Origin of the sequence: Dactylosporangium sp. NPDC049525, from assembly GCF_040676755.1 — a bacterium.
Taxonomy (GTDB): domain Bacteria; phylum Actinomycetota; class Actinomycetes; order Mycobacteriales; family Micromonosporaceae; genus Dactylosporangium.
The window spans coordinates 219,689-245,116 of sequence record NZ_JBFAPO010000010.1 but is presented as its reverse complement, the minus strand read 5'-3'; the positions used below and the strand labels follow the sequence as shown (position 1 = coordinate 245,116).

28 protein-coding genes and 2 pseudogenes are annotated in these 25,428 nt (G+C 68.0%); 16 read left to right on the top strand and 14 right to left on the bottom strand.

The genetic code is table 11. From position 1 onward, the window contains the following. Positions 1 to 416 precede the first annotated feature (416 nt). Positions 417 to 899, bottom strand: coding sequence for a hypothetical protein (locus tag AB0K00_RS18210; RefSeq protein ID WP_363522138.1), 483 nt, complete (start codon positions 897 to 899; stop codon positions 417 to 419). Positions 900 to 906: 7 nt separating this feature from the next. Between AB0K00_RS18210 and AB0K00_RS18205 the strand changes: the two genes are divergently transcribed. From AB0K00_RS18205 to AB0K00_RS18190, 4 genes are all read left to right on the top strand, one after another. Further along, a complete protein-coding gene (locus AB0K00_RS18205) occupies positions 907 to 1,116 on the top strand; it encodes a hypothetical protein (RefSeq protein WP_363522136.1) in 210 nt (69 codons plus the stop codon). 94 nt (positions 1,117 to 1,210) lie between these two features. Then, a complete protein-coding gene (locus tag AB0K00_RS18200; RefSeq protein WP_363522134.1) occupies positions 1,211 to 1,657 on the top strand; it encodes a DUF4279 domain-containing protein in 447 nt (148 codons plus the stop codon). A gap of 411 nt (positions 1,658 to 2,068) precedes the next feature. Continuing rightward, positions 2,069 to 2,578, top strand: a complete 510-nt coding sequence (locus AB0K00_RS18195; RefSeq protein WP_363522132.1) for a hypothetical protein — start codon at positions 2,069 to 2,071, stop codon at positions 2,576 to 2,578. 150 nt (positions 2,579 to 2,728) lie between these two features. Further along, positions 2,729 to 3,595 (top strand): TIGR03619 family F420-dependent LLM class oxidoreductase, encoded by an 867-nt coding sequence (locus AB0K00_RS18190; protein ID WP_363522130.1) that lies wholly within the window; start codon positions 2,729 to 2,731, stop codon positions 3,593 to 3,595. 66 nt (positions 3,596 to 3,661) lie between these two features. Here AB0K00_RS18190 and AB0K00_RS18185 read toward each other — a convergent pair whose 3' ends face one another. From AB0K00_RS18185 to AB0K00_RS18170, 4 genes are all read right to left on the bottom strand, one after another. Next, positions 3,662 to 4,612, bottom strand: a complete 951-nt coding sequence (locus AB0K00_RS18185) for a L,D-transpeptidase (RefSeq protein ID WP_363522129.1) — start codon at positions 4,610 to 4,612, stop codon at positions 3,662 to 3,664. 134 nt (positions 4,613 to 4,746) lie between these two features. Further along, on the bottom strand, positions 4,747 to 5,613 hold the full coding sequence (locus AB0K00_RS18180) for a PhzF family phenazine biosynthesis isomerase (protein ID WP_363522127.1): 867 nt from the start codon (positions 5,611 to 5,613) through the stop codon (positions 4,747 to 4,749). 23 nt (positions 5,614 to 5,636) lie between these two features. After that, a complete protein-coding gene (locus AB0K00_RS18175; RefSeq protein ID WP_363522125.1) occupies positions 5,637 to 5,810 on the bottom strand; it encodes a hypothetical protein in 174 nt (57 codons plus the stop codon). Positions 5,811 to 5,891: 81 nt separating this feature from the next. Next, entirely contained in the window at positions 5,892 to 6,179 is a 288-nt protein-coding gene (locus AB0K00_RS18170) for a helix-turn-helix domain-containing protein (RefSeq protein WP_363522124.1), read from the bottom strand. A 283-nt stretch (positions 6,180 to 6,462) separates the two neighbouring features. Between AB0K00_RS18170 and AB0K00_RS18165 the strand changes: the two genes are divergently transcribed. The 3 genes from AB0K00_RS18165 (at position 6,463) to AB0K00_RS18155 (ending at position 8,508) form a co-directional block, all read left to right on the top strand. Further along, positions 6,463 to 7,611, top strand: a complete 1,149-nt coding sequence (locus AB0K00_RS18165) for an HAD-IA family hydrolase (RefSeq protein ID WP_363522122.1) — start codon at positions 6,463 to 6,465, stop codon at positions 7,609 to 7,611. A gap of 172 nt (positions 7,612 to 7,783) precedes the next feature. Next, positions 7,784 to 8,095: an EthD family reductase gene (locus tag AB0K00_RS18160; protein WP_363522120.1), complete on the top strand. Its 312-nt coding sequence runs from the start codon at positions 7,784 to 7,786 to the stop codon at positions 8,093 to 8,095. A gap of 218 nt (positions 8,096 to 8,313) precedes the next feature. After that, positions 8,314 to 8,508: a hypothetical protein gene (locus AB0K00_RS18155; RefSeq protein WP_363522118.1), complete on the top strand. Its 195-nt coding sequence runs from the start codon at positions 8,314 to 8,316 to the stop codon at positions 8,506 to 8,508. 150 nt (positions 8,509 to 8,658) lie between these two features. Here AB0K00_RS18155 and AB0K00_RS18150 read toward each other — a convergent pair whose 3' ends face one another. Then, positions 8,659 to 9,102 (bottom strand): hypothetical protein, encoded by a 444-nt coding sequence (locus AB0K00_RS18150; protein ID WP_363522116.1) that lies wholly within the window; start codon positions 9,100 to 9,102, stop codon positions 8,659 to 8,661. A 141-nt stretch (positions 9,103 to 9,243) separates the two neighbouring features. Beyond that, positions 9,244 to 9,603 (bottom strand): annotated as a pseudogene (locus tag AB0K00_RS18145) (transposase family protein); the annotation flags it as partial. Between the two features lie 150 nt (positions 9,604 to 9,753). Between AB0K00_RS18145 and AB0K00_RS18140 the strand changes: the two are divergent. From AB0K00_RS18140 to AB0K00_RS18125, 4 genes and pseudogenes are all read left to right on the top strand, one after another. Then, a complete protein-coding gene (locus AB0K00_RS18140; protein ID WP_363522115.1) occupies positions 9,754 to 10,287 on the top strand; it encodes a hypothetical protein in 534 nt (177 codons plus the stop codon). 237 nt (positions 10,288 to 10,524) lie between these two features. Next, positions 10,525 to 11,350: pseudogene (locus tag AB0K00_RS18135) on the top strand (transposase family protein). 48 nt (positions 11,351 to 11,398) lie between these two features. Then, complete coding sequence (locus tag AB0K00_RS18130) at positions 11,399 to 11,671, top strand: hypothetical protein (protein ID WP_363522157.1); 273 nt, start codon at positions 11,399 to 11,401, stop codon at positions 11,669 to 11,671. Then, a complete protein-coding gene (locus AB0K00_RS18125; RefSeq protein ID WP_363522156.1) occupies positions 11,560 to 12,231 on the top strand; it encodes a tyrosine-type recombinase/integrase in 672 nt (223 codons plus the stop codon). The genes AB0K00_RS18130 and AB0K00_RS18125 overlap by 112 nt, the downstream gene beginning before the upstream one ends. Positions 12,232 to 12,279: 48 nt before the next feature. Here AB0K00_RS18125 and AB0K00_RS18120 read toward each other — a convergent pair whose 3' ends face one another. Next, positions 12,280 to 12,885 carry a TetR/AcrR family transcriptional regulator C-terminal domain-containing protein gene (locus tag AB0K00_RS18120; protein WP_363522113.1) on the bottom strand — a complete coding sequence of 202 codons (606 nt, stop codon included), beginning with the start codon at positions 12,883 to 12,885 and terminating at the stop codon, positions 12,280 to 12,282. A 93-nt stretch (positions 12,886 to 12,978) separates the two neighbouring features. Here AB0K00_RS18120 and AB0K00_RS18115 point away from each other — a divergent pair, with 93 nt between their 5' ends. Together AB0K00_RS18115 and AB0K00_RS18110 are read left to right on the top strand one after the other, a co-directional pair. Beyond that, positions 12,979 to 13,746 (top strand): DUF998 domain-containing protein, encoded by a 768-nt coding sequence (locus tag AB0K00_RS18115; RefSeq protein WP_363522112.1) that lies wholly within the window; start codon positions 12,979 to 12,981, stop codon positions 13,744 to 13,746. A gap of 341 nt (positions 13,747 to 14,087) precedes the next feature. After that, a complete protein-coding gene (locus AB0K00_RS18110) occupies positions 14,088 to 14,909 on the top strand; it encodes a hypothetical protein (RefSeq protein WP_363522110.1) in 822 nt (273 codons plus the stop codon). Positions 14,910 to 15,045: 136 nt separating this feature from the next. Here AB0K00_RS18110 and AB0K00_RS18105 read toward each other — a convergent pair whose 3' ends face one another. Next, a complete protein-coding gene (locus AB0K00_RS18105; protein WP_363522108.1) occupies positions 15,046 to 15,516 on the bottom strand; it encodes a hypothetical protein in 471 nt (156 codons plus the stop codon). Positions 15,517 to 16,275: 759 nt separating this feature from the next. Here AB0K00_RS18105 and AB0K00_RS18100 point away from each other — a divergent pair. Next, on the top strand, positions 16,276 to 18,354 hold the full coding sequence (locus AB0K00_RS18100) for an MMPL family transporter (RefSeq protein WP_363522154.1): 2,079 nt from the start codon (positions 16,276 to 16,278) through the stop codon (positions 18,352 to 18,354). 32 nt (positions 18,355 to 18,386) lie between these two features. On the opposite strand, the gene AB0K00_RS18095 is transcribed toward AB0K00_RS18100, so the two are convergent. The 3 genes from AB0K00_RS18095 to AB0K00_RS18085 all read right to left on the bottom strand — a co-directional run bounded on the left by AB0K00_RS18095 (position 18,387) and on the right by AB0K00_RS18085 (position 20,839). Next, entirely contained in the window at positions 18,387 to 19,811 is a 1,425-nt protein-coding gene (locus tag AB0K00_RS18095) for a HAMP domain-containing sensor histidine kinase (RefSeq protein ID WP_363522107.1), read from the bottom strand. Beyond that, complete coding sequence (locus tag AB0K00_RS18090; protein WP_363522105.1) at positions 19,808 to 20,482, bottom strand: response regulator transcription factor; 675 nt, start codon at positions 20,480 to 20,482, stop codon at positions 19,808 to 19,810. Before AB0K00_RS18090 ends, AB0K00_RS18095 begins: the two co-directional genes overlap by 4 nt. A gap of 189 nt (positions 20,483 to 20,671) precedes the next feature. Next, entirely contained in the window at positions 20,672 to 20,839 is a 168-nt protein-coding gene (locus AB0K00_RS18085; RefSeq protein ID WP_363522103.1) for a hypothetical protein, read from the bottom strand. A gap of 90 nt (positions 20,840 to 20,929) precedes the next feature. Here AB0K00_RS18085 and AB0K00_RS18080 point away from each other — a divergent pair, with 90 nt between their 5' ends. Then, on the top strand, positions 20,930 to 21,226 hold the full coding sequence (locus tag AB0K00_RS18080; RefSeq protein ID WP_363522101.1) for a hypothetical protein: 297 nt from the start codon (positions 20,930 to 20,932) through the stop codon (positions 21,224 to 21,226). Positions 21,227 to 22,078: 852 nt separating this feature from the next. On the opposite strand, the gene AB0K00_RS18075 is transcribed toward AB0K00_RS18080, so the two are convergent. Together AB0K00_RS18075 and AB0K00_RS18070 are read right to left on the bottom strand one after the other, a co-directional pair. Beyond that, positions 22,079 to 23,266 carry a hypothetical protein gene (locus AB0K00_RS18075; RefSeq protein ID WP_363522099.1) on the bottom strand — a complete coding sequence of 396 codons (1,188 nt, stop codon included), beginning with the start codon at positions 23,264 to 23,266 and terminating at the stop codon, positions 22,079 to 22,081. 213 nt (positions 23,267 to 23,479) lie between these two features. After that, positions 23,480 to 24,340, bottom strand: a complete 861-nt coding sequence (locus AB0K00_RS18070; protein ID WP_363522152.1) for an AraC family transcriptional regulator — start codon at positions 24,338 to 24,340, stop codon at positions 23,480 to 23,482. 162 nt (positions 24,341 to 24,502) lie between these two features. Between AB0K00_RS18070 and AB0K00_RS18065 the strand changes: the two genes are divergently transcribed. Continuing rightward, entirely contained in the window at positions 24,503 to 25,132 is a 630-nt protein-coding gene (locus AB0K00_RS18065) for a methyltransferase domain-containing protein (protein ID WP_363522097.1), read from the top strand. The last annotated feature ends 296 nt before the right edge of the window (positions 25,133 to 25,428 follow it).

The following is a 25,428-nucleotide window of genomic DNA, read 5'->3' as shown; positions in this document are numbered from 1 at the left end:
AAGTGGGCAGCCGAATGTGAGAGCTACCCCGCCGATCACCTCGACCAAGCCTGGCCGGGCTGCGGTCGTACCGCCAATTAGATAAGTAGCCGATGAGCGCGCATGTAGTCGTTGTTCAGTTGGGTTGCTGGTGGGTGTCAGATCAGCCGACGGATGTCGGTGCGTACGGCTGGTCAGTGTCGGTGCCGAAGCTGCCAACAAAGAATTGGGCAAGAGATTCCAAGCGGCCGGGACCTTCGCGGGCATGCCAGGTCTCGCCGCCGTGGGTACGACGCCATGTGTTCAGCGATGTCGAGAAACGCCCGATCAGGTCGCGCGCCGTACACACCGCCGGCGTGCCGTCTGTACTGCGATGTTGGAGGATGACGACGGCAGCGACATCGTCCCGCCGACCGGACGATGGCAGAAGCCACGCATCACCGTCTGGATTGCAGGATCAACATGGCCGTGACAATGACCCCGCCACCCGGGTACGTGTTGTTCGAGGCGCTGCAGCCCGGGCCGGCCGGCTGAAGGCCCGGCAGCAGCTGGTGGCCGCGCTGGGCGCGATCCAGCGCTGCTTCCCGTTCTACGAACGCAGCATCACGGAATTCCCGGCCCGCGCCGCGTTCCGGGCCGCTGCGGAGGCCTCGCTGCGGTTCGCCTGGGAGCAGCCCGGTCCGCTCGCCGAGCGGGCGCCGGAGATCCGTGAACAGTCCCGCCGGCTGGCCGGGGAGCTTCGCGGCTTCGTCCCGACCGGCCCCGACGACCGGATCCTCGACGGTGACGACTCGTGGATCACCGTGACCTTCGGCAACCTGGCCGAGCATCTCGACCTCCGCGGATACGCCGAACCCCGCCGCATACACCCGGGCGACGGTCGGCACCGCCGCCAACCTGGTGTCCAGCTGGTACGCCACCGGCGAGATGCTCCACGATCGCGACCCGGCGCTGGAAGGACAGACGAGCAACTCGGGCTACCTGCTGGAGCTCGCGACACTGACCAGGCACCTGGAGTGGCTGGAGCGTCGCGAACTCACGCCCGCGCTCGTCGATCTCGTCCGGCAGGACTCCATCCGTACCGGCGACACCCTGGTGGAGGTCGTCGACGAGTGGCTGGCCAGCGAGACCGCCTGACATTGTTTCTCGCCGTTTCACCGCCGGCCGTCGTCGCGGAGCCTCAGGATGTGGGCCGCGGTGACGGCGACGGTACGGTTACCGGGAGGTCGGTATGGATGATGACGACGAGCCAATGCCGCGGTGCATCCAGGGCGGACATCTGCTACTGGAGGGTGAGCACGGCGGTAACAGTGGGTTCGATCCAGACGACGTGACCCGGCTGATCGGGTTGGAGCCGAGCCGGAAACGGCGTCGCGGCGAGCTGATGGGTGCGGACGGCAAGCCGATCGCGGCGGGCTCGAGCTGGCGGATCGAGGTGCCGAGCCGGGATTCGACGCACACTGAAGCGATCGTGCGAGAGCTGCTGGACATCGTCGAGCCGCACGCCGGCGGGATGGCAAGCGCCCGCCGGGCCTTCGGGCTCAGCGCCGGGATCTTCGTATACGCCAACATCTACGATCAGTTGAGCATGCCGCAGGTTCAGTTCCACACCAGCACGCTGCGGCGACTGTCGGCGCTGGACCTGTGGTTCTGGTGCATGCAGGACTACCTCGCGTGAGTGCGGACCGAGACTCGTTGAATCGCATTGCTGCCATCCGCGCCCGGGTCGCGTATGTCCTGCAGTCGCTGAGCGCTTACGGAGCGCCTGCCGTACATGCCGCTCGCCTTGGCGGCGTACCTCGCGCGGACGACGAGTCTGTGAGTGCCGAAGCCCCAACCGTTCCGCAGCGGCCCCGCGACCTGACCATCTGGGCCGACTGACCCTTCTGCGCCGATTCGCGAGCTGATCGATCAGGTGCGACGGCTGCGGCGGCTAGCCGATGAGGTGAGCTCCGCGAAGCCACCTGCCGAGTAAATCCGCTCCACATAAACTCGGGTGCGTTGGTCCCGGCCGGTGGGCCACACTGCGGCGGTGGAGAGCTTTCGGTGCGCGAGGTGCGGAAACGCGCTGAGCATCCCGGTACAGCTGGTGGAGTTGCCGACGGGACCGCACTGGTCGCTGCTGGACCACCATCATGTGAACCCTCCTCGGCTCGACCCCGGCACCTATGCGATCGATGAGGCCGCGTATGGCCGTGACAAGATCGTCGGCACGTACGTGCTGTCACCCGGCGACATACGCGGGACACAATTCGTCCACGACCTTGTGCTCACCGGCTGCTGGTCGCTGGTGGGATGGAGCCCATGCATCGCCTGCGAACGGTGCGGCGCCCTGGTCGCTTCCCGGACCGACGACTGCAACGTGGCTCAGGAGACGCGCTTCTACCCTGCCATGGTCGTCCAGGAGACCTGTGACGTTCAGGCTGGGAGCGGCACAGATCCGTTTGCGTTGATCGCCGACTGGGACGACGCAGCGCCCGACACTAGACAACACGGCTGGGTGCCTGAGCCCACCCGCCCACGGCCGGAATTGGCTGCGACGCGCTGGGGCGGCCGTGGTGTGCGAGCGCACCTGTATCGAGACGATCCACCAGCCTGACCACCGAACGCGATTATCCGCTCATGCCACGAGCCGCGCGGCCCGCATCACTTGGGCTCGATCTGCCGGACTGCTCTGGCCGAGATGGAATCGGTGCCATACGACGATGGCCTTGCCTTGACGCCGGTGTCAACGCCTAGCGTCGCGGCAATGAGGTTCGCCGTCAGCTACAGCACCCCGTACCACGGCATCGATCCCGACCGGATCATCGCTTTCGCACTGCACGCTGAAGAGTGCGGCTTCGAAGGGCTGTACCTGCCCGAACACATCGTGCTGTACCCGGGCGCGACCATCGGCGGGGTCGAGCTGCCCCCGACGCTGCCCTACGCCGATCCGCTGGACTGCCTGGCCTTCGTCGCCGCCGCCACGAACCGGATCCTCCTCGGAACGGGAGTACTCCTGCTGCCCTACCGGCACCCCGTCATCCTCGCCAAGCAGCTGGCCACGATCGACGTCCTGTCCAAGGGCCGGATGCGGCTGCTGACCATCGGCCTGGGCGGCCTGCCGGGCGAGGCCGCGGCGGTCGGAGTGGACTACGCCAGCCGGGGCCGTCGGGCCGATGAAGCGATCGACGTCATGCGACTGCTCTGGGCCGGCGGCCCCGACGGCGTCAGCTTCCACGGAGAGTTCTTCGACTTCGACACACTCGTCAGTTTCCCGAAGCCGCACGGTGGCGCCGAACTCCCCGTTCATGTCGGCGGGTCGAGCCGGGCGGCGGCCCGCCGCGCCGGCCGACGTGGTGACGGCTATTTCCCCGGCGGCATGCTCACCCCGGAAGAGCGCCGCGCCCAACTGAACCTCGCCCGGGCGACGGCGGTCGAGGCCGGCCGTGACCCGCAGGCGCTGGAGTACACCAGATGGGCGTCGACCGAGCTCACGCCCAACCGGGTCGAGGCCTTCGCCGCACAGGGCGTGACCCGCCTCGTCGTCAACGTGGCCGCCACCGATCCCGTCGAACAGCGCGACGAGATGTCTACTTTCGCCGACCGATTCCGCCTCACCGACGGCGCTGGGTAAGGCATCCGATCAAGATCGGCACCATCCGATGACGGGCTGCGGTGTCGACGTTCGCCCGGAGGTGCGTCAGTTGGCCGGCACCACGCCGCCCGCCTGCCAGGTGTTCCAGGGCACGTTCCAGTCGCCGTACCCGTCCCAGGTCGGCATCGTCGGGCCGCCGGTGTTGGTGTAGGTGATCGGGTCGCCGACCTGGGCGAAGTCGAAGTACGCCTTGGCGTTCGCCTCGGTCAGGTTGGTGCAGCCGTGGGAGGTGCTGCGCTGGCCGATGTTGCCGCCGTTCCAGCTGGCCGAGTGGACGTACTCGCCGGAGTTGGTGACCCGTACCGACCACGGCACCTGCTCGTCATAGCCGTCGCCCACCATGTGTTCGACCGCCTTCTTCTCCATGACGACCTTGGTGCCGTTGAACGTGGGGGTACTCGCCTTGCCCAGCGACACCGGGAAGTCGAAGGCCTGCTTGCCGTCGGAGGTCACGACCATCCGCAGGGTCTTGCCGTCGACCTTGCCGACGTTCGCCGGCCCGGTCTTCATGTCGAGGGTCAGGCTGTTGTCGTACACCAGCCCGGCCCCGCCCGACTTGCCCTTTGTGTCGAGGTTCATGGCGACCTCGGCGTGCGCCGGCCAGAACTCCGCCGGGCGGTAGTGTGCCTCGATCGGGTAGCCGGCGTAGATCGTGGACTTCTGGAAGTACCACGCGCCCTGGGCCGGCGCCCCGTTGACGGTGACCTGGGTCGCCGCGTCGAAGTCCTTGGCGCTGGTGATCGACGCCGACAGGTACGCGATGATCGGCATGCCCACGCCGTACGTCGCCCCGTCCTTCTCGTACAACCGCACGTGCACCGGCTTACCGCTCGGCGCCGGCGACACCGAAGGCGACGCGCCCCCGGCCGGCTGCTGGCCCGGCGACGGCGCGCCCGACCACGAGGCCTGCGGCGCGGAGTTCCCGCCGCACGCCGTCAACCCGACACCAAGGCCGACCAGCAGCGCCGCCACCCGCACGCGGTGAGAAGTTCGCATAACCACGACGATGCCCCTTATGCACGTCCGCCGCCACCGCTGTCCGGGTCGACCACATCACAATCAGCCGGATCGCACCTCACTGCACTGCCAGCACGCGGAACGCCTTGATCAGCCGCACGCCGTGCATCCGATCATCGCCAGGGAAGGTGGCTCGACGGCTCTGGTGCGCAGAGATCGATGGGCGGGCCGAGGTCGGCCACTCCGCCGATTCTGGCGACGATGCCGGATCCAGTACATGTCGCGCTGGCGAAAATCGATGACGGTCTCCGGAGCGTGTCACCCTGGTGGATCTCGATTTCGCCATTGCCGGATGTGTCGAGCAGGTGGGCGGCAAGGCAGCCGACACTGTTGGCGTTCGCGATGTCCTCGTTGACGCCGATCGCGGGGGCGAACATGCGGGCCGCGGCCGTTCTTGCGGTCGGCGACAGTGCGTAGGTGAAGCAGCCGAGATACCCGAGTCGGCGACACTCGGTTGCCAGCCGATCGAAGTCGGGCTGCATGGACAGCAGCGTCAGGTGATCCCGGACAGGGACGAGAAGTCGTGGCGTGCCGGGCGAGGCGACCCGTACGTCGGCGGCGATGTCCGCTCGTCGCAGGTCGAGGGCCGCGATCATGCCGCCGGCAGTGGCGTCGGCATAGTCCGCCAGGGCGATGACGCCTTGGTCGAACCAGACCTCTATGCCGTTGTGGCGGCGGATGGCGGTCGTGGCGAAGGTGCGGCCTGCGGTGCGCTGGCTGCCGTGGTGCTCGGTGGCGCCGCTGCGGTGCAGCAGGACGGCTTGCGCGGCGATGGTGCCATGGCCGCAGTTCGTGAGTTCCCCGGCGCTGGTGAAGAAGCGCACCATGGGCGCGTCCGGTGTGCTGGTGTCGATGAACGCGGTGTGGGAGGTGCCGGTCCTACGGGCAATGGTGTGACGGTCGTCGTCGGTGAGCGTGGCGTCGTCGATCACGACCGCGGTGGGGCTGCCGCCTTCCCCATCGCGGGTGCAGGCGTTCACCACTGCCACCGGTGGGCCGGCCATCAGGCGGTCGTGACGTCGACGAAGCGGGGAGCACCGGGCTCGAGTTCGACGCGAGCGGTGCGGGCGACGAAACAGAACGGGCCGATAGGAGGCATTCCGGCCGGCACCATCGTGGCGATCTGTGCCTCCACGTCCGGCGTGAACGGCGGTTCGAGCGCTGGGATGCGGGCCATGGCCACCCCTCCAGGCGATTCGGATTCAGAAGCACCGTAGCGATTCGGTTTCCGAAGCGCCAGGGGCGGTGCTTCAAGCGTTCAGTCCTTGCCGTCCTCGCTCAGGGCCGAGGCCCACACGTCGGACCAGCGGGCGAGCGGGCGCAATGCCTGGTAGGCACCGCGGCCCAGGTCGGTGAGCGTGTAGGCCGTGTCCGGCTGCTGGACGACGAGCTGGGCGTCAAGGAGTTCGGTCAGCCGTTGCCGCAGGACACTGGAGGACATGTTGTCGCAGCGCTGCCGCAGCGCGCGGAACCCGACCGGCCCGTGCCGCAGCTCCCAGACGACGCGCAGGTTCCAGCGGCGGCCGAAGAGGTCGAGGGCGGCCATGAGGGGTCGTCCGGTACTCGATCCGCGTACGGGCTGGCCTGGCCTGGGTACCGTCATCGCCTGTGCCACCCCTCTTGATGCTTCGATCTTCGATACAGTAGCGTCCGGTGAGTTGATTCGATTTCCGAAGCGCCGGGGGTGGCTTCGTGAGGCGTTTACGCACTGCGGTCCGAGGCCGGGGCTGGGAGGCCGCCGGCGCGGCGGCGGCACTACACCGGCCCGGCGAAGGTGATGTCGACGCGGTCGGCAAGAACCAACGTCGGTACGAGGACCTGGCGGTGTGATGACCCTTCCACCCCTGCCGGAAGAGGACCACCACTGCGAATCGTGTGGTCTGCGATACGGCGACCTGACCACGTCTGCGGCCCTCGGGCTGATCCGCAGCTATCCCACGCGGTACCGGCGCCGGCTGCAGCACCTGCCCGTTGACGTCCTGCGCCGACGGCCCACGTCCGGGGTGTGGTCGGCGCTGGAGTACGCCTGCCATGTCCGCGACGTCTACGACGTCTACGACACCCGAGTTCGCCGCACGCTGACCGAGCACGAGCCCACGCTCGAACCGATGCGCAACGACGAGCGTGCCGAGCAGCGCGCCTACAACCAGCAACCGCTGGCCGCCGTTCTGCTGGATCTCGAACGTAACATTGAGCGGTTCGCCGCCCTCACGAGCGAGATCAGCGGACCGCAGTGGAGCCGCTCAGCCGTCCGGCTCCCTCGAGAACGCCGCACCGTCCTGTGGATGGTTCGGCAGGCCGCGCACGAAGGGCTCCATCACCTCCACGACATCGGCGCGGGCGCAACCGACAAGGCAGTGTTGTTCGACGTCGACGGCGTGCTCGTCGATTCGTACCCCGCGTACCGCCGGATCTGGAGCCGATGGGCAGACCACCGCAACCTCGATCCGGACATGGTCTGGTCACACACCCACGGCCGTCGGCCCGTCGACACCATTCAGGTAGTAGCACCGCACCTCGACGCCGCCGCCGAATACCAGCTGATCAGGGAATTCATGGCCCACGAAGGCGACAACTTTCCCGTGTACCCCGACGCCGCCGCGGTGTTGCGCCTGCTGAAGGACCGGCGGTGGGGCGTCGTCACCTCAGGCCGAACGCCCACGGTCCTGCACCGCCTGCGCGCAGGCGGGCTACCCGATCCTCCGGTCCTGGTCGACAGCAGCCAGGTCCAACGCGGCAAACCCGATCCGGAGGGCTACCTACGCGCGGCACAGCTCCTCAACGTGCCGGCGCCCGACTGCCTAGTGATCGAGGACGCCCCCGCCGGCGTAGAAGCAGCTCGAACTGCAGGCATGACGGTGATCGCAGTACGCACCACCCACCCTGACGACGAACTCGCCGGCGCACACCACCGCGCCGACACCCTCAGCGACGCCATCCCCCTCATCACCGACTGGCTGGACGGGACGCACCCATAAACCAAAGGAACCGAACGATTAGACCAAAGGAACCGAACGATTCGATCTGATCGTCGTCGGTGCGGGCCTTGGATCCGTGGCCGCCATCCGCACCGCGCGACGTTCGCCGACGCAGGACCCCTGAGCCACGAACGTCGACTCTGGGCATTGGATCGTGTAAACGGAGGTTGTCATGCACAAGCTGGTTGTCCTGTATCCCAAACCCGCCGATCTCGACCACTTCCGCGACTACTACGTGACCAACCACCTCCCGCTGGTCACGCGCCTGCCCGGCCTGCTCGCGTGGCGCTACAGCTTCGACGTGGCAGCGACGCAGGGTCAGACGCCGTACTTCGCGGTCTTCGAAGCCGAGTTCGCTGACGCTGCGGCAATGACCGCGGCGAGGGCGTCTCCGCAGGGCCGGCAGGTGGCCGCCGATGTCGCCAACTACGCCACCGGTGGTGCGGTCGTCATCCACTATCCGGTGCAATACGGCACCGGCTGAACCTGCACCCTGGCGGATGGCCCTCGAGCCGCACCCGGCCCTACAGCGAACGGGCCGGGCACGTTGCGCCAGTTGCGCTCCTCCCACTTGCCCTGGAACGTCACATCGACACCGGACCACAAGCTGCGCATGGCAAGCCGCTTGATCAGCTGCGCGGACGGGCCGCCGTCAGTGCGTGGAGACGACACCAGTTCGTTTGGTCGTGACATGATCCAGGCGTGACGGACCCAGCCCGCGAGCTCGCCGATCTCCGCGCCTGGCTGACGGCGGCACTTCGCCTGGCGCACAGGGAACCCGGGCCAGAGGGCCTTACGATCCTCACCGTGCCGTCCGATCGCGAGCTGATCGATGAGGTGCGACGGCTGCGGCGGCTAGCCGATGAGATGAGCTCCGCGAAGCCACCTGCCGAATGAATCCGCTCATGCCGCAGGTTTCGCACGCCTGTCCACTCGAAGATCGTCACGCTTCGTGGTTGCAGGCGCAGCGCTCCGCCCGCAAGGTCGGCTCATCGCTCGTGCCGACGAGCGGATGCCGGGAGCCGGTTTGGTGGTGGGCCGTGCTGTTCAGGTGCTGTAGGTGCCGTCCCATGGCGGGTTGAAGCCGAGCCGGTCGGGGTGGAGCTCGGCCCAGTCGCCGCGATCGGGGTCGGATTCGTCGATCAGGCCGAACGGGACGCCGTCGTAGACGAAGCGGAACGGCTGGATGGCGATATCGCCGACCCGCAGCGCAACAAGTTCGTCCAAGAGCGCGGCGAGCTTTCGGTCGGCGTCCGGGTCGCGGAGGTAGCGACTCACGGCGATCCAGCGAATCGTGGATGCCTCGGGCCGGCCGTCGTGGTCGAAGCGGTGCACATAGGCGTACCAGCCGAAACTCTCCGCCGGGTCGTCGGCGTTACGGCTGACACCGTGTACCGCCGCGTAGAGCTCGCCGCCCGCGTAGAGCCCGATGGTGTCGGTACGATAGTCCGCCTCATAGGTGATCGGGATGCGTTGCGGAGCAATTGTCAAGATCTATGGACGAGAGATCTCGGTGGTTCGTTCGACTGTTGACGAACTTGTCGTCTTGAGAGGTCGGGCATATCTGTTCGCCAATCTCGACAAGATCACCTGAATGATGACTTGAGTGAGTCATTCCGCGCAATGCCTTGATCACTGATGGTCATGTCGTATGGCGTGGTCGAAGTGCAGCAGGACGCGGGCGACGGCGACGATCCGGCCGATCCGCCAGGGGCATAGGCTGATGTTGCGGAGGGCTTTGAATGTGCCTTTGAGCAGGACGGTGCCACGTTCGGCGATGGCGGGGACGGCGTTGTGGGCTCGGTTGAGCTGCTTGAACGCGACGGTGATCGCGTCGGCTTCGCCTTCATAGCCGAGGTCGCCGAGGGTGCGCAGACCGGCGGCGGCGATGGTGAGGGCGGGCAGGATCTCGGTGTGTGCGCGCACGGCGGTGGTGTCGTGTTCCCTGCCGGGTCGCACGTCGGAGGTCCAGATCGGCCAGCCGTCCGGGGCGATGAAGACTGGATCGGTCTCTTCGCTAGCTGCGGCCTGGCGCAGTACACCGACTCCGTGAATGCGGACAATGACGTGGCAGGCTGTTGATCTTGCAGCTGAGGTCCGACTGGAAAGGTGAGGCTGCTCGTGGGGAACCGCCATAAGGTGATGCGTCGGCTCGACCTGGGGGTATTCCTCGTTGGTGGACTGCTGTGGACCGGGTTTGCCCTCGGCTCGTGGGCGAACTGGCCCATGCCTGCCGACCTGTGGTTCAGCATCGCGGCCATCTTCCTGGCGGTCACCTGCTTCGGCTACCTCGGCGGTCCCGCCGGGAAGCTCACCATCCACCCGGACCGCTTGGTGGTGGACAACACGTTCACCCGTGTCACCGTGCCCCGGCGCCTGCTCGCCAGAGTGGAGGTGCTCGAGTACCTCGGCGTGCATCTGCGACTGGTCGACGGGGAATACGTCATGGTGCGAGCGGCGATGTTCGTATCGGCTGGGCGGCGGGACCGCGTACTGCGGCAGTTGCGCGTCAAGGCGGACGCGGTGACCGAGCTGATCGAATCGGTGCCGCAGATCGCCTCGACTGAGGTGGTACGTCGGCGTCTGCGCCTCATCAACGTGGCCATCGCTTGTGTTGCCTTGGCCGGGTTCGTCGGGTCGGCCATCTACATCTTCAAGTTCGCCGAGCAGGTGTAGCGCCCGAGCGCCGTCGTCGGTCCAACAGCCTGCCGCCGCGTGGTCAGCCGCTGCTGCGGCCGGCCAGGCAGGTCATGGATATCGAGTTTTCCGCGTGCCGGCCTGCGGACGGTAGGTAGGCATCGACTGCGGCGGCTGCGACACGCTGGATCTGTTGTGGTGTAAGGAAAAGACGCAGAATCCCGATTTTAAGGTGGTCCTCTCACAGTCCAACTTCATAGGGGTTCCGCGCCAACCATGAGTGGTACATATACCGCCACGTTGACCGTGCGCGAGGAGACCGTGCTGTTCGTCTCCAGCCTGCTGCACACCGAACGCCAACGCCGTGGCACCCGCACCGGGACCCGCGCGCTGAGCTGCGGCAAACAGGCGACCCTGATCATCCGCTGGTTCCTGGACGGCACCCGCATCGCTCAGCTGGCCGGCGACAACACGATCGGCCGATCCACCGCCTACGCCTATCTGCACGAAGGTGTCACCCTGATCGCCGCCCAGGCCCCGAACCTGGAAGCGGCACTCCTCGCGGCGAAGATGGCCGGCTACCACCACGTCACCATCGACGGAACGTTGATCGAGACCGACCGGTGCCGGACCCCCGGACCCACCCCCGGCGTCGACTTATGGTGGTCGGGCAAGCACGCCAACCACGGCGGGAACATCCAGGTCATCACAGCCCCGGACGGCTGGCCGCTATGGACCTCACCGGTCCGCCCCGGCCGCGAACACGACACCACCGCCCTGCGCGAAACACACCGAGCTCCTGCCCCTACTGACCAGGTGGACCGAAGAGCACCTCCGGGTCCTGGGCGATCTGGGCTACGAGGGCGAAGCCGGCACCATCACCGTGGCGTTCAAGAAGCCCAAAGGCGGCGACCTCACCGACATCCAGCAGACCTACAACAAGGCCCACAACGGCATCCGGGCCATCGGCGAACGCGGCAACTCCCTGCTGATGACGACCTTCAAAGCACTACGCAACGTTAGCCTCTGCCCCTGGAAGATTGGCAAGATCACCGCAGCCGCCCTCGTCCTCCTCCACGTCGAACACGGCCGCACCACCTGATCACCCAACGCCAGAACCCGTTACGCGGAAAGGCTCAATGAGTCGGACCTGCGGGTTTTCCTTAACTGGTGTACCGAACAAGGCCTCGAGCCGCTCGCAGCGGTCCGGGTCGACATCGAGCGGTACCTGCGCTGGCTACAGGATGTGCGCCAGTACCAGCCTTCCACCGTGTCCCGGCGGCTGTCGGTTGTGGTCGGCTTCTACCGGGTCTGCGTTGTCGACGGCATCCTGCCTCACTCTCCCGCCGACTACGTCCGCCGGCCCACCGTGCCCGCCGAGTCACCAACCTCGGCCTGGGTCATCTGCAGTTCGAAGCCCTGATTACGGAGGCGCGGTTGTCGGCCAACCCGAACGACTTCGCCTTGATCGCGTTCCTCGGTCTGCTCGGACTACGGATCTTCGAAACCTGCGCGGCCAGCATCAGCGACCTCGGCGAAGAACACGGTCACCGCGTCCTACGCGTTCGCGGCAAAGGCGGCAAGGTCGTCCTCATTCCGCTGCCACCGGCCGTCGCGCGGGCGATCGAACGCGCCGTTGACGGCCGCACCGACGGACCTATCCTGCGCAGCACTCTCGGCACCAGGATGGACCGCCACGCCGCGACCCGCCGACTCAAGCACCTGGCCGTCACCGCCGGCGTGCGGATGCCGAGGATGCACCCGCACATGCTGCGCCATACCTTCGTGACAACCATGCTCGACGCCGGCGTCAGCCTTCGCGACGTCCAGATCGCTGCCCGCCACGCCGACCCGCGAACGACGATGCGGTACGACCGAGCCCGCAACAACCCTCGACCGGCACCCGAACTACATTCTCGCCGCATACATGGCATCGGGAACGTAACCACCGGCGCACGACTTTGCCGAGAACAGTGCAGGTGATCATGCCGGCCGTCGCCTTGCCCGAGCCGCGAGGCTCCGGCACTACGTTCACGCTTTGGCCCTCCGGCGGGCCGCGATGCCGGCGACCAGGACCCGCAGGCCCTCCTCGAATGCCGCGTCGTTGTCACCGGCCTCCTGGATGGCCGCCGCGAGGGTCGGGGTGGCCCGGAAGGCACCGGCCGGTGGCTGTGGCGCCTCGGCGGCATGCTCGGCCATGGCCTGCTCGTCCAGCACGAAGCCGTTGACGTAGCGCGTGATGGTGCCGATGGCGTGCAGTGCCTGCCCCGGCGTGAATCCGGCCGCCACGAGCGCGTTCAACTCGGCTTCGAACTTCTCGATGAGCGCCGGCCCCGCACGGGTGCCGGCCACGAGCCGGGCGGCGTCCCGGTGGGACAGCAGGATCTGGCGGCGGTCCCGTCCCCGCCGGGTCAGCCATTGCTGCCAGGACTCGCCCTCACGCGGCGGCCCGAAGTCCTGCCGCGCCTGGAGCATCTGGGCCATCTCGTCGAGCAGCGCTCGCTTGCTGGGGAAGTGCCAGTACAGCGCCGGGTTCTTCACGTCCAGACGCTCGGCCAGGCGGCGCACGGTCAGCCCGTCGAGCCCGGTCTCGTTGAGCAGGTGCAGCGCCGCGCTGACTATCGCTTCCCGGTCCACGCACCCCTCCGTCCGGAGAACCTCTTGACACCTTAGCAGTGCTAAGGGACAGTTCTGGGCGAGGCCATTTAGCGTTGCTAAGGAGCATGTGCGATGACCCGGTTCCGCCCGATCCCGACCCGTGCCTTGCTGGGCTGCGGCCTGGCCGCGCCGCTGTTCGTCGCGGTGATCCTCGTCGAGGGCGCCCTGCGCCCCGGCTACCGGTCCGTGGACCACTTCATCAGCGAACTCAGCCTCGGACGGTGGGGCTGGATCCAGATCGCGAACTTCATCGTGACCGGGCTACTGCTGGTCGCCTTCGCCGTCGGCCTGCGGTCGGCGCTGCCCACCGGCCGGGGTTCCCGGTCGGCGCCGATCCTGGCGGCCGCCTGTGGCCTCTCACTGATCACGGCCGGCGTCTTCACCATGGACCCCACGCCCGGCTATCATCCGGACGGCCCGGTTCCCGACAAGCCCACGCTGCACGGCATGATTCACGGCTTCATGCCGTTCGCCCTCTACCTCGCACTGGCCGCGCTGGCCTGCGTGCTCGGCCGGCGTTTCGCCGCGGAACCCAGGCGACACGCCTGGATGTGGTACTGCTTCATCACCGCGGTCGCCACGCCGACGACGTTCATGACGGCCGCCACCCAGTACGACTTCCAGACGCAGACCGGCCACAACCACGGCCTGTGGAACCGCATCAGCCTCGCCGTCGGCCTCGGCTGGCTGGGCCTGGTCGCGCTCCGCCTGATCCTGGACACGGCCGAGGCGCAGCACGCACCAGACGCGACGACCGCGCCCAGCGCCGGCTCGCCGCGCGGCCGTGACGTGTTCAGCCGGTGGTCGGACGCGCCAGCTCCTACCGACGCAGGTGGATGATCAGCTGCTACCAGGCATGTTGGTGTGATGAACCCGATCGTGCTCGACGGCACCTTCCGGCCGGTGCGCTACCTCTACTCCCACCAGCAACTCCTACTGAGCGCCTTCCCGTCTCCGACGGTGAATACATCACGTGCACGGATCTGCCGCCGACAGTGTGCGGCTCGCCGTTGCTTGCACTTCGTGCGCCGCCGGGGCGCGAGGTCATCGGTCGATGCTGTCGGTGCTGATGAGCGCCCACCTGATCCTTCAAAGGTGATGTTCGGCGAGGGGTGCGTCGGCGCGCCTCGCCGTTGGCGGCATGGACCCTGGCGAAGGTTGCCGTGTCTATTCTTCCGGTCGTGAGCACTCACCACTCGATCGTTGTCGCCAGGTCCATGACCCCGTTGCCGTTGCTGCCGCAGGTGCGAAGCGCGTTCGGCACGTCCTGCTTCAATCTCATCCGCTACGACGACGGTTGGCAGATGGCCGAGATCACCGTCTTTCCCCATCAGTGGGCAACCGTCGGGGCCGGACCGGCCCCGATAGCCGCCGTGACCGGCGCACCGGTCCTGGCCGCCTGGATCTCCGACACCGCCTGCGCGCAGATCGCCGCCGCCATCCCCGAGGGACCGTCGTGGACCGCGCATCTCTTCGACGAAGCCGAGGACGACTGCTTCTTCGACCATGAAGTCTTCAACACGTTGCGAGCTGCAGGCCCCAAGCAGCCACCCGCAGACCCTGCCCATCTCGCCACCGACCTGGCCGCCTGGTCCGCGGCGGCCGGCCGTACCACGACGACGGCACGCATCGAAGCACAACTGCGCGACCGGAACAGCCTGCTGGAGTACCGCTACCGCGCGACGATCGATGCGCTCGGCCTCGGCACCGGCGTGACCGTCGAGCGCCAGTACTGGACCAACGAGCGAATCCGGACAGCCTGGCATCTGGGGTGGCAAGCCAGCTGCCGCATCCCGACACCGTGGAACAAGCAACCCCGAGCCTCACCACGCACCACCGCGTTGGTCGCATTCCTGGAACACCACGACGCAGCCAGATTCGATCCGTCCATCATCGAAGCCGACCTTGCCACACACGCTCAACAGGCACTCGTCGTGGGCCAGCGGCAACGCCGCAAGGCTCCCGCACCACGAACGAACACACACCCGGCAGACCCACACTGACCACCGCTGATTGAGGAGGAACCCCGCGCACATCTGCCGCGGGTGTTGCGCGGCGGCAGATGTGGGGTCGTCACGGCGAGTGACAGACCCCAGCGATGCTGGGGCTTCCTGTCCTGTCGATGTGCGGACACGTCGCTCAATTGGCAGATCCGTCGGCAGGAGTTGGGTAGTGCGCGAGGTACTCGGCAAACTGCGGCGGTAGGGTGCCCGCGTCCGGATCGTGCAGGTGTTGCCAGATTCGGTTTTCGATCCAGAACCGGTACGCGAACTCCTCGAACGAGTCCGCGCACATGTTGATCACCCCGAACTCGTCCTCGTCACTGTCGTGGTCGAAGTCCAGGCCGTAGGCGTGCACGACGAAAGGGGGCTCCCCGCGCCGCAGGTACAGGTACCAGGAGACGCAGTCCTGCTGGTCGGACAGGAACCGAACCAGGAACGCACCTGGTTCGACCGGGCTGAATATCGGCCGTGGCCCCAGCCTTGTCCAGCACCCAGTCACCGACACGGTGTCCAGCTGGTATTCCCACCCACTCCACGTGTAGAACGCAACGAAGTCCGCCGGCAGCGCCACACCGACGGCGGCGAGATGCTCAGCCAGGTCAGCCAACCGAACGACATTACTGTCATGGCGCTGTCCGTGATCGCCCAGCCATCGGAAGCCTCCGAGAGCGCCTGACACGGATGGAACGGTGTCAAGTGGATACCGCTCGTAGGTGTAACGGCACGGACGATACCCGCCAAGATCTGTTGCGCACCAAGACGCAGCAAAGTTGAGCACCACCCACGCGATCCTAGAGACCATCAGTGGTCCAGCCCACCTGCCCAGGCCGATCGCACCGGCGCCCGCTCATGCCGCTGGCCCGCAACCCCAGCCGGCGACCGTCGGCGTCGAAGTCCAGAACGATGTCGCCTCGGCCCGTGCGCAACCACGACCACCGGACGCCCGGCACCGCGCGCGTCATCCAAAGAACGAAACAGGGGCAGCAGTACCGGTCCGACGCAGCTCACGATCGGCCATTGCGAGCCCGATCAGGCCGGCCGGCACGAGCGCCAGTATCGGACGCGCCCCTCGGCATGCGCTCGCTGTGCCAGGTTCTGGCGCGTCGCGCCGTACGCCGGTGCCCGTACGCCCGGCAGGCCTTGCCCGCCGGGCAGGACCTTGGAAGCGCTGATGCGTGCGCTCGGCACCTGGTTCGGCCACCCGCCTGAGCAGCGGATTAACGGTCGTCTCAGGTTCGCTCGGTAGGAAGTCGGCATCAGATAAGCGATGTAATCCGTACGTAGGAGGCTAGTGATGGCAGTCGATGCAGCGCCGCCCGGGGAAGCGCCGGCCGGTCGGTTGGCCGGCCGGTGGGTGCCGTGGTTGGTGATCGGCTTGTGGGTGGCGCTGGCGGCGGTCGTGGTACCGCTGAGCGGGAAGTTGAGCTCGGTCACCACCGACCGAGCCGTGGACACCCTGCCGGCCGGTGCCGAGTCCACCAGGGTGGCGGTGCTGGAGGACAGTCTCCCGGGCGGTGAGGACAACACGTTCGTCTTCGTGTACCACCGTGCCGGCGGCATGAGCGACGCCGACCGCGCGACGATCGAGCGCCACTACAACACCCTTGTCAAGCGGTACCCGCCGAAGGTGACGACGGCGGCCGGCGAGGGCGATGACGAGGGCTCACCGACGAGGCCCTCCACCGACGGCGAGGCGATGATGTTCACCTTCGACGTGAGCACGGCCTACGGCGCACCGGAAACCATCGTCGGCCCGTTGCGTGAGGCCACCAAGGACCGCCCCGCCGGCCTGGAACTCGACGTGACCGGCCCCGCCGCGGTCGACGGCGACATGGAAGCGGTCTTCGACGGCATCGACCTGCAGGTCTTCCTCACCACCGTCGTGGTCGTCACGCTGTTGCTCATCTTGACCTACCGCAGCCCGGTGTTGTGGTTCATCCCGCTCATGGCCGTGGGCGCGGCCGCACTGACCGCGATGGCGACCGTCTACCTGCTCGTCAAGGGCTTCGGCATCGTGATCAACGACCAGAACTCGGCGCTGCTGACGATCCTGGTATTCGGCGTCGGCACGGACTACGCGCTGTTGCTCATCGCCCGGTACCGGGAGACACTGCACCACCACGAGAACGTCCGGGTCGCGATGGTCCACGCGCTCCGCGGCGCGGCGCCGGCCATCATCGCGTCCGCGGCCACCGTGATAGCCGGCCTGCTCTGCCTGCTCGTCGCCGACCTGAACAGCACCAGCGGGTTGGGCCCGATCGGCGCGGCCGGCATCCTGTGCGCGCTGGTGGCCATGCTGACGCTGTTCCCGGCGGTGCTCGTGGTGCTCGGCAGGCGGATCTTCTGGCCGGCCATCCCCCGGTTCAGCACGGCGGTGGAGGAGAAGCCGGGGCTGTGGGGACGGCTTGGCACCGCCATCAGCCGCCGCCGGTGGGTGGCGACGCTGGGCTCGCTCGGAGTCCTCGGCGTGCTCGCCGTCGGGCTGGCGGGCAACACCGGCGCCCTGCGGGAGCAGGACCAGTTCCTGTCCGCGCCGGAGTCGGTCACCGGCTTCACCGTTCTGCGCCAGCACTTCCCGGAGCTCGGCGGCCAGCCGATGACGATCTTCACGCGGCCGGCGTACCAGGAGCGGGTGCTCGACATCGTCAAGGGCACTCGCGGTGTGGCGATGGCCATCCCGGGTCAAACCAAGGGTGGCTGGGCCGACATCTCCGTGTTCCCGACGGACGCGCCGGACACCGTCGCAGAGTACGACACGATCAAGCGGGTGCGCACCGCCGTGCACGCGGTGAGCGGGGCGGAGGCGATCGTCGGCGGGCCGAGCGCGGAGAACCTCGACACCGAGGTGACCACCACCCGCGACGAGAGGCTGGTGATCCCGCTGGTGCTCACCGTCGTCCTGATCGTCCTCGGGCTGCTGCTCCGATCAATCGTGGCCCCGCTGGTCCTGATGGCGACCGTGATCGTCTCATTCGCAGCGGCCTTCGGCGGCAGCGTGTTCGTCTTCGACACGATCCTCGGGTTCAAGGGTGTCGACTACTCGGTGCCGCTGCTGGCGTTCCTGTTCCTGGTGGCGCTCGGCGTCGACTACAACATCTTCCTGGCCAGCCGGGCCCGGGAGGAGGCCGTGCGTCTTGGCACCAGAGCGGGCATGCTCAAAGCCCTCTCCGCCACTGGTGGCGTCATCACCTCGGCAGGCCTGGTCCTGGCGGCGACGTTCGCGGTCCTCGCCTCACTTCCGCTGGTGATGCTGATCGAGGTCGGGTTCCTGGTCGCCTTCGGCGTGCTGCTCGACGCCCTGCTGGTGCGGTCGGTCCTGGTGCCCGCCCTCACCCTGCTGATCGGCCGGCGGATGTGGTGGCCGAGCCGGCTGTCCCGACCGGTGGATCTGCCGGCCGGTCACCGGCCGCTCGCAGACGATGAGGAGCCCGCGCTGCAACGGTGAGCGCGGCGGCACGGTCGAGATCCGGGCCGGGCTCAGGCCCGTCCCGGATCTTCGTCAAGGCCGGCGGCTGGAAGGCTGACCCGAAGGAGCGCGCCACCGCGGGCGGAGCGGGCGACGGTGGCCTCGCCGCCGTGGGCGTCGACGACCCGCTGCACGATCGACAGCCCCAGACCGGATCCCGGCAGCGCCCGAGCGCTGTCAGCACGGTAGAACCGGTCGAACACCCGCGGTACGTCGGCGGCGTCGATGCCCGGCCCGGCGTCGTCGACCTCGAGCACCGCCGACGCTCCCTCGGCACGGAGCCGGACCTGGACCGGCTGGTCCACGGGGGACCACTTGCCGGCGTTGTCGATGAGGTTGAGCACCGCCCGCTGGAGCGCAGCCGGTCGCCCTCTCACCCACACGGAGGTCACGTCGAGCGCGACCTCGGTGTCGGGCCCGCGGGAACGCACCCGGGTCGCGGCGGCCACCACCACATCGGCGAGGTCGAGCAGCTCGGTGCTCTCGTCGCTGACATCACCGCGCGCCAGGTCGGTCAGCTCGGCGGCAAGGGTGCTCAACTCGGCCACCTGGGCGCCGACATCGTTGAGCAGCCGGGTCCGGCTCTCCGCCGGCAGTGCGCTGTCCAGGGTGCCGCGCCGATCGAGGCGGATCAGCAGCTCGACGTTGAGGCGCAGGCTGGTGAGCGGGGTCTTGAGCTCATGGGCGGCGTCCTCGGCGAGCAGCCGCTGGGCCCGCCGGGAGTCCCGGAGCGCGGCGAGCATGTCGTTGATCGACTGGATCAGCCGGCGGATCTCCCCACCGCCCTCATCCGGGATGTCGGCATCGAGGTCCCGGGTGCGCGCGACACGTACTGCGGCGGCGGTCAGCCGGTCGATCGGTGCGAGCCCGGTCCGCGCCACGGTCCGCCCGACAAGGGCGCCGCCGACCACGCAGAGCAGCCCGATCAGCAGCATGCCGAACCCGAATCGGTTGATCGGGCTGTCGTCGGCGACGCGGGCCACCTGGATCGCGCCGCCGCCCGCCCGCAGCGTGTAGATGAGATAGCCGCCGTCGTCGATGTCGTCCGACTCCATCAGGTCGGCCGACGCGCCCTGCACCACGCGTCTGGCATGCTCGCTGACGGGGGGCAGCGCGGGTTGGCCGGCCGACGTCCGGACCGAGCCGTCGGGCAGGATGACCCGCACGAGCCGACCGGTTCCGGAATACGGCGGTAGCTGGACCTGCGCCAGACCGGCGCGCTCCGCGTCCGTGGCCAGGACACGGGAGTCGGCGCGTAGCTGATCCTCGGCGGTGGCCCGTAACTCCCAGTCCATGAGCTGGCTGGCCACCTGGAAGGCGACGAACACGCTGACCGCGATGGCCGTCGCCGCGATCACCGTCAGCCTGGTCCGCAGGGACCGTCGGCGCCACCATCGGATCAGCCTGCGCGGTTCCCGGTCGGCGGGCCTGCTCACGGAGGAGTCTCCCGCAACGTGTACCCCAAGCCGCGCAGCGTGTAGATCAGTCGTGGCTCACCCTCAGCCTCCATCTTGCGGCGCAGGTAGCTCACGTACACCTGGAGGTTGTTGGCGGTGGTGCTCATGTCGAAGCCCCAGATCGCCTCGAACAGCGCGTCGCGGGTCAACACCCGGGTCGCGTTGCGCATGAGGACCTGCAGCAATGAGAACTCGGTCCGGGTCAGGCGCAGCGGCCGCCCGCCCCGCCACGCCTCGAACCTGTCGGGATCGAGGCGGACGTCGGCGAACGTCAGGAGCTGCGACTCGACATCGCCCGGCGCCCGGCGGCGCAGCAGGGCCCGAACTCGAGCCAGCAACTCCTCGGTGGCGAACGGCTTGGGCAGATAGTCGTCGGCGCCCGCGTCCAGCCCGGCGACCCGGTCGGAGACCTGATCCCGGGCGGTCAGCATGAGCACCGGCAGATCCCGACCCGCCGCCCGCAACCGCCGGCAGGTCTCCAACCCGCCGAGGCGGGGCATCATCACGTCGAGGATCAGCAGATCCGGCGCGTCGCCACCGACCCCGTCGAGCACGGCGAGACCGTTGACGACGGTGGTGGTGACGTAACCCTCGACCTGGAGCACCCGCTCCAGCGACTCACGGATGGCCGCCTCGTCATCCGCGATCATGATTCGCACCCGCCCAACCCCTCCAGTCGATGCCTTTCCGGTCATCCTCCCCGATGAACCTGAGGCCAGGATTAGAGCCGTCGCTGCTGTGGTGCCCGCGAGCCGTGCTCTTACGGATGCCCTCTGTGCGAGTACCACGCCGAACTCGTCACCAAGTGCAAGACCCTCCCTCACAGGCCGCGGGCCACCTCAGCCAACGTCCAGGAACTCCAGCAACAGCTCGCCGACAGCCGCGAGCGGGTCCACCAGTTCGAGGACCACGTGATCTTGCTCCAGAATCGTATCCACACCCTTGGCGCAGTGATCATTGAACTGATCCTCGAAGCTCAGTCGGCTTGCTTCCAGCCGCACTCGCATGGCCGCCGACCGCGCTCGGATTCGATGAGCCGTCGGAGAGGGGGCCTGCCTGGCGGGTACGCGGAGGCGGGCGGCGCATATCGTTCGCTCATGGCGGACGCCGCGGGCCGGGTGCTCGAGGGCAACGTCGTCCGGTTCCTCGAGCTCGTCAGTACCTACATCGGGTACCGGTACGACGACCTCGATGAGGTTGCAGTCACCGGTGCTATCGAGTGCACTGATAATGAGTCGACCGAGAGCTGGTTCAGCTACCCGCTACAAGGAGCGCCGCCACTGTCGACCTACCTGGCCCGCGCCGTTGGCGGCAGCGTCGTGAGCATCCGGGTGGAAGGGAACATCGATCCGATCCTCGCAGCGAGGATCGAGACTCTCTTCGACCTGCTATAGCGATCGGCGACGGTACACGCTCATACCGCCGGTCGGGTACTGCGGCTCGACGATGATCGTCACGTTGCGCCCGCCGACCGGGCGGCCGGATGTGAAAGCAGGCGCGGTCTCGCGCCGATCGGCAGTCTGTGATCGGGCCCGAGGTTGAATCAGGCTATACCGCCATCGCGGTCCGGTCCGGCGAGTGGTTACCCATGAGCGTTGGGCTCACCCTGACAGCTTCCTGCTCGAGATGGCGCGTTACTAGCGGCCGATGGCGCTGGTCCCCGCGGTCAGACGGCCAAGAGTACATCTCAGCCAGGTCTGAACTCCCGGTCGCGGACGTTTACCGAATCTGCCGCGAGGCGCTCGGTCGCCTAATGCTTGACGGTCGCCGTTCACGCTCGCGCCTCAGTGGTGGACGATCCGTTCGACAACCTGGACGGCCCGGGGCGATGACCATCATCGGAACGGTCCTCGTGTCAGTCTCGGCGTCCCACGCGAACAGGTGGTACAGGTCATCGGTGGTGACCTGACGGGCGAGGTCACGCTCGGCCGGTGTTGGAGGCCGGAAGGCCGGGTGGTGAAACAGCTCCGCGCTGCAGACCCAGGCGACATGGCGTCCCATAGATCCACCTGCCAGTCCCACCATCGACCGGTCAACTCCAGCAGATCAATGCACTCAGCGATCATGCCCTACGCAGGAGAGGCCGCTCCCGCGTTTTCCGCGGGGCGATCGATGGTCAGCTCACCAACCATGATCGGGTGCGCACTTCTGCCGCGGGGCGGACGGTGCGACTCGCCAGCAGTCCTACGGTCCCGTACGTCTTTCTCGGAGTCTTGAGGTGCGTCCGGATACACGGTGGTGCTTCCTCAGCGGAGTTCGAGTTGGACGCCGTCCTCGATGAGGTAGCGGACCAGGTCGTCGAAGGTGACTGCGGGCATCCAACTCTTTCGGTCAAAGCCGGGGACCAAGTGGGTGCGCGCCACCTCAGAGTTGTGCCAGATCATGTGGAAGCCGGGGGTTGCGCCGCCGTCTCCGGTGGCGGCATTTTCGTGTAGCCAGAACAGATCACCGCCGAACCAGCCGCCGGGGCCGTTGACCGCTTCGCCGATCGCGCAGAAGAAGGCGTCATAGTCGGTGACGTAGCGTCCGTCCAAGTGATAGACGGTGCCTGCGGGCTTGTCCGGAGCGTAGATGCGGTGGACTGCGGCGGCACGCACCCAGAGGTAGCGGTCGCTCCGATCAAGTTCTGCCCACAGGTTGGGCTCGGTCGGGCCGCCGCTGCGCCACATGTCCCAGAGTTGGCGTTCATTGGCCGCCATCGGCTCCGGGATCTGGGCATTCAGGGTGACGTCGACGAGGGCGTCGTCGAGGGTGGACGGGCGCGTGGCGACGACTCTTCCGGACACGCGTTGTCCCCAGCCCACCTTGTGGATCGTGCCGTCGATGCGCACGTGGGCCAGTTCGGCGTCGATGGATCCGCTGAGTCCGGGCCGGCAGCCCAGCAAGGTCAACGGCGGACCCGGCGGCCAAATTTCCGGCCGCTCGTGGAACAGACCTGCGATGTCACGGCATTCGCCGGCCGACGGCTCCTCGACGGACCCGTTCACCGACGACCACGCGATCAGCCGATACCCGAAGACGGCGGGCGCGACGCTGCCACCGAGGTTGTTGTCGTCGTCGCGGCGATGACCTTCCAGTTCGATGTCGAACAGATCGGGCCCGTCCGCGGCGGGCCGGTGGCCGACCACCCGAACGTCGAGCAGCTCCTCCAGAATGCCGTAGCATCCCATGCACCCAGGCTCGCAGCTTTCGCTCACCGGCTGGCCGGGGACGTGGGCGCCCTCGATGCCGAAGTTGCCGAACCAGGCGGGCCCCGTGCCGTTGATCGCGGCGAGCAGCGGTCCGGACGGCGCGCAGCTCACCAGGGTGTAGCGCTCGTACAGCGGCTCAACCGGGAACACACGGTCAACGAAGAGCCCGTCAATGTCCGTACAGTCAGTCACGGTGGCGCCGGTTTCGTTGTCGAGCAGCCGCCAGCGCAGGGGAACCGACACGTGCTGACCCTAGCCGATGGGCGCACATCACCGCCGGCATGCGGACCCGCCCAGGGCTCCCTTCGCTTCGGGCGAACGACTCTTCGCGTGGCATGGCCGACTTGATCAAGTGAGCACATCTGCCGCGATGTGGGCGTCGTGCTTGGGGTACGCGAGCGGAATCTTCGGCAGCAGGGTGGAACGGGGTGGCGGGCGGCCCTTGTGGCCACCCTGTCAGCCGCGCCGCCAGAGCGCCGGCGTGATTTGGTGTTCGGTCCGGAACCGTCGGATGAAGTAGCTGACGTCGGGATAGCCGACCCGGTGGGCGATCGCCGCCACCGTGAGATCGGTCTCGGTCAGCAACCGGCGGGCCTCCTGCATCCGCCGCTCGGTGAGCCACTGCTGCACGGTTCGGCCGGTCCGGCGACGCACCGAGGTGGTCAAGTGCCCCGGGGACAGCGCCAGTTCGGCGGCCACATCGGCCAGCGAGATCGGTTCGGTGAACCGGTGCTCGATCACGTCGAACACCGCGGCCAGCAGCGGTTCGTCGGCCGACCGCAGCTCACCGGCGACGTCACCGGCCAGCCGGGCCATCGCGACCAGCAGCAGCATGAGGTGCGCGAGCGACGCCTCCGACCATCCGGTCCGCCGGGTCCGCAGCTCGCCGTCGAGAGCGCTGATCCGCTCCACCCAGCCGGGCCGCTGCTCCGGCGGGACCCGCAACCGCTGCGCCCGGTCGGTGCCGCAGGCGAACGGGAACAGCAGCGGGTGGGCCCGCCACGAGTACGCCCCGCTGCGGATCACATCGGCCGGGAAGAACACTACCCATCCGTCCTCGACGATCTGGTCGGCCGGCTCTGGAAAGGACAGCACCTGGCTGGGCGCGATCACGAACAGATCTCCGTCGGCAGCTGTCCACGTGCGGTCGTCGATGAGGAAGCTGCCGCCGGCGCGGTGTGCATACAGCAGGACCAGGAAATCGTGGGTGTGCGTCTGCGGGCCGGGCAGCGGCTGCGGCGTCAGCGGCCGGTCGGGCAGCCGGGTCACCGCCACCGGCGGGATGCCGGGCACCCGCCGGAACACCGCGACCGGCACGCCGCTGGTGGTCCTGCGGTCCATCCGGGTCAGCTGTGCGTGCGCCGGAGCATCCGAAGAATGTCCTATCCCCGCCACGGATCCGGCGATGGCACCGCTCTGCTCGCGCACGACGCTGAGAGTACGACCGAAGTTCGTCTGATCACCACTACGGAGGCTGCCATGACCGACACCGTACGGCCGTACATCCCGGCGATGGGCCGACACTGGATGCTGTTCCTCTACGACCCGTTCGCCCGGGTGGCCGGCCTCTCCCAGGTGCACGGGGAGCTGCTCGAGCGGGCCGGCGTCCGGCCCGGCCACCGGGTGCTGGAGGTCGGCTGCGGCCCGGGCGACCTGCTCATGCAGCTCAGCCGTCGGGTGCCGGGAGCCGACCTGACCGGGATCGATCCCGACCCGGCCGCGCTCCGCAAGGCCCGTCGCAAGGCCGCCCGGCGCGGTCTGACGGTGCGGTTCACGCTCGCGTACGCCGACGAACTGCCGCTGCCGGACGACAGCCTTGACCGGGTCCTGTCCTCCTACATGCTCCACCATCTCGATGAGGAGCCGCAGGTGGCGGCGATGCGCGAGATCCGCCGGGTGCTGCGCCCCGGTGGCGAACTGCACGTGGTCGACGCGGACGGGACACGGCGCCCGGGCGCGCGGGGGCACCAGCACCCGCGGCTGGCCGGACACACCCCGGAACGGATCCAGGCGATCATGCGCCAGGGCGGGCTGACCGAAGTATCCGCGACCGGGCACGGAAGCCGCCGATTCGCCGGCAACTACGCCTTCTTCCGCGCCGTTGCCTGACAAGTATTGGGTGCCTTGGCACCGTGGGCGGTCTGCGAGTCCAGGACCGCCGTCGACGGCTGCGGATCACGGCCGTCAGCCACCCGGATCGCGCTCGCACACCACGACCGGCCACCGCGGCGCGGGTCCCGCCGCCGTAGCGGCTCCATCACCTCGAGGTATGACATCACGTTCTGCGACGGCAACCACGGAGCATCCCGCAGTATCAGCCGCACTCATCTGGCGCCGGTCGTGCGCGGCTGCCGGCCCATGCACGTAACAGCGAGTGACCAGCCCGGCGAGGCCAAGACTTCCTG

Bases quoted from the DNA above. Each gene is read 5' to 3' on its own strand.
- AB0K00_RS18080 (WP_363522101.1), top strand. From the start codon at position 20,930: ATGGCGGACGCCGCGGGCCGGGTGCTCGAGGGCAACGTCGTCCGGTTC.
- AB0K00_RS18185 (WP_363522129.1), bottom strand. From the start codon at position 4,612: ATGCGAACTTCTCACCGCGTGCGGGTGGCGGCGCTGCTGGTCGGCCTT.
- AB0K00_RS18190 (WP_363522130.1), top strand. From the start codon at position 2,729: ATGAGGTTCGCCGTCAGCTACAGCACCCCGTACCACGGCATCGATCCC.
- AB0K00_RS18115 (WP_363522112.1), top strand. From the start codon at position 12,979: ATGACCCGGTTCCGCCCGATCCCGACCCGTGCCTTGCTGGGCTGCGGC.
- AB0K00_RS18085 (WP_363522103.1), bottom strand. From the start codon at position 20,839: ATGCGAGTGCGGCTGGAAGCAAGCCGACTGAGCTTCGAGGATCAGTTC.
- AB0K00_RS18160 (WP_363522120.1), top strand. From the start codon at position 7,784: ATGCACAAGCTGGTTGTCCTGTATCCCAAACCCGCCGATCTCGACCAC.
- AB0K00_RS18065 (WP_363522097.1), top strand. From the start codon at position 24,503: ATGACCGACACCGTACGGCCGTACATCCCGGCGATGGGCCGACACTGG.
- AB0K00_RS18200 (WP_363522134.1), top strand. From the start codon at position 1,211: ATGGATGATGACGACGAGCCAATGCCGCGGTGCATCCAGGGCGGACAT.
- AB0K00_RS18205 (WP_363522136.1), top strand. From the start codon at position 907: ATGCTCCACGATCGCGACCCGGCGCTGGAAGGACAGACGAGCAACTCG.
- AB0K00_RS18090 (WP_363522105.1), bottom strand. From the start codon at position 20,482: ATGATCGCGGATGACGAGGCGGCCATCCGTGAGTCGCTGGAGCGGGTG.
- AB0K00_RS18170 (WP_363522124.1), bottom strand. From the start codon at position 6,179: ATGGCCGCCCTCGACCTCTTCGGCCGCCGCTGGAACCTGCGCGTCGTC.
- AB0K00_RS18175 (WP_363522125.1), bottom strand. From the start codon at position 5,810: ATGGCCCGCATCCCAGCGCTCGAACCGCCGTTCACGCCGGACGTGGAG.
- AB0K00_RS18140 (WP_363522115.1), top strand. From the start codon at position 9,754: ATGCGTCGGCTCGACCTGGGGGTATTCCTCGTTGGTGGACTGCTGTGG.
- AB0K00_RS18165 (WP_363522122.1), top strand. From the start codon at position 6,463: ATGACCCTTCCACCCCTGCCGGAAGAGGACCACCACTGCGAATCGTGT.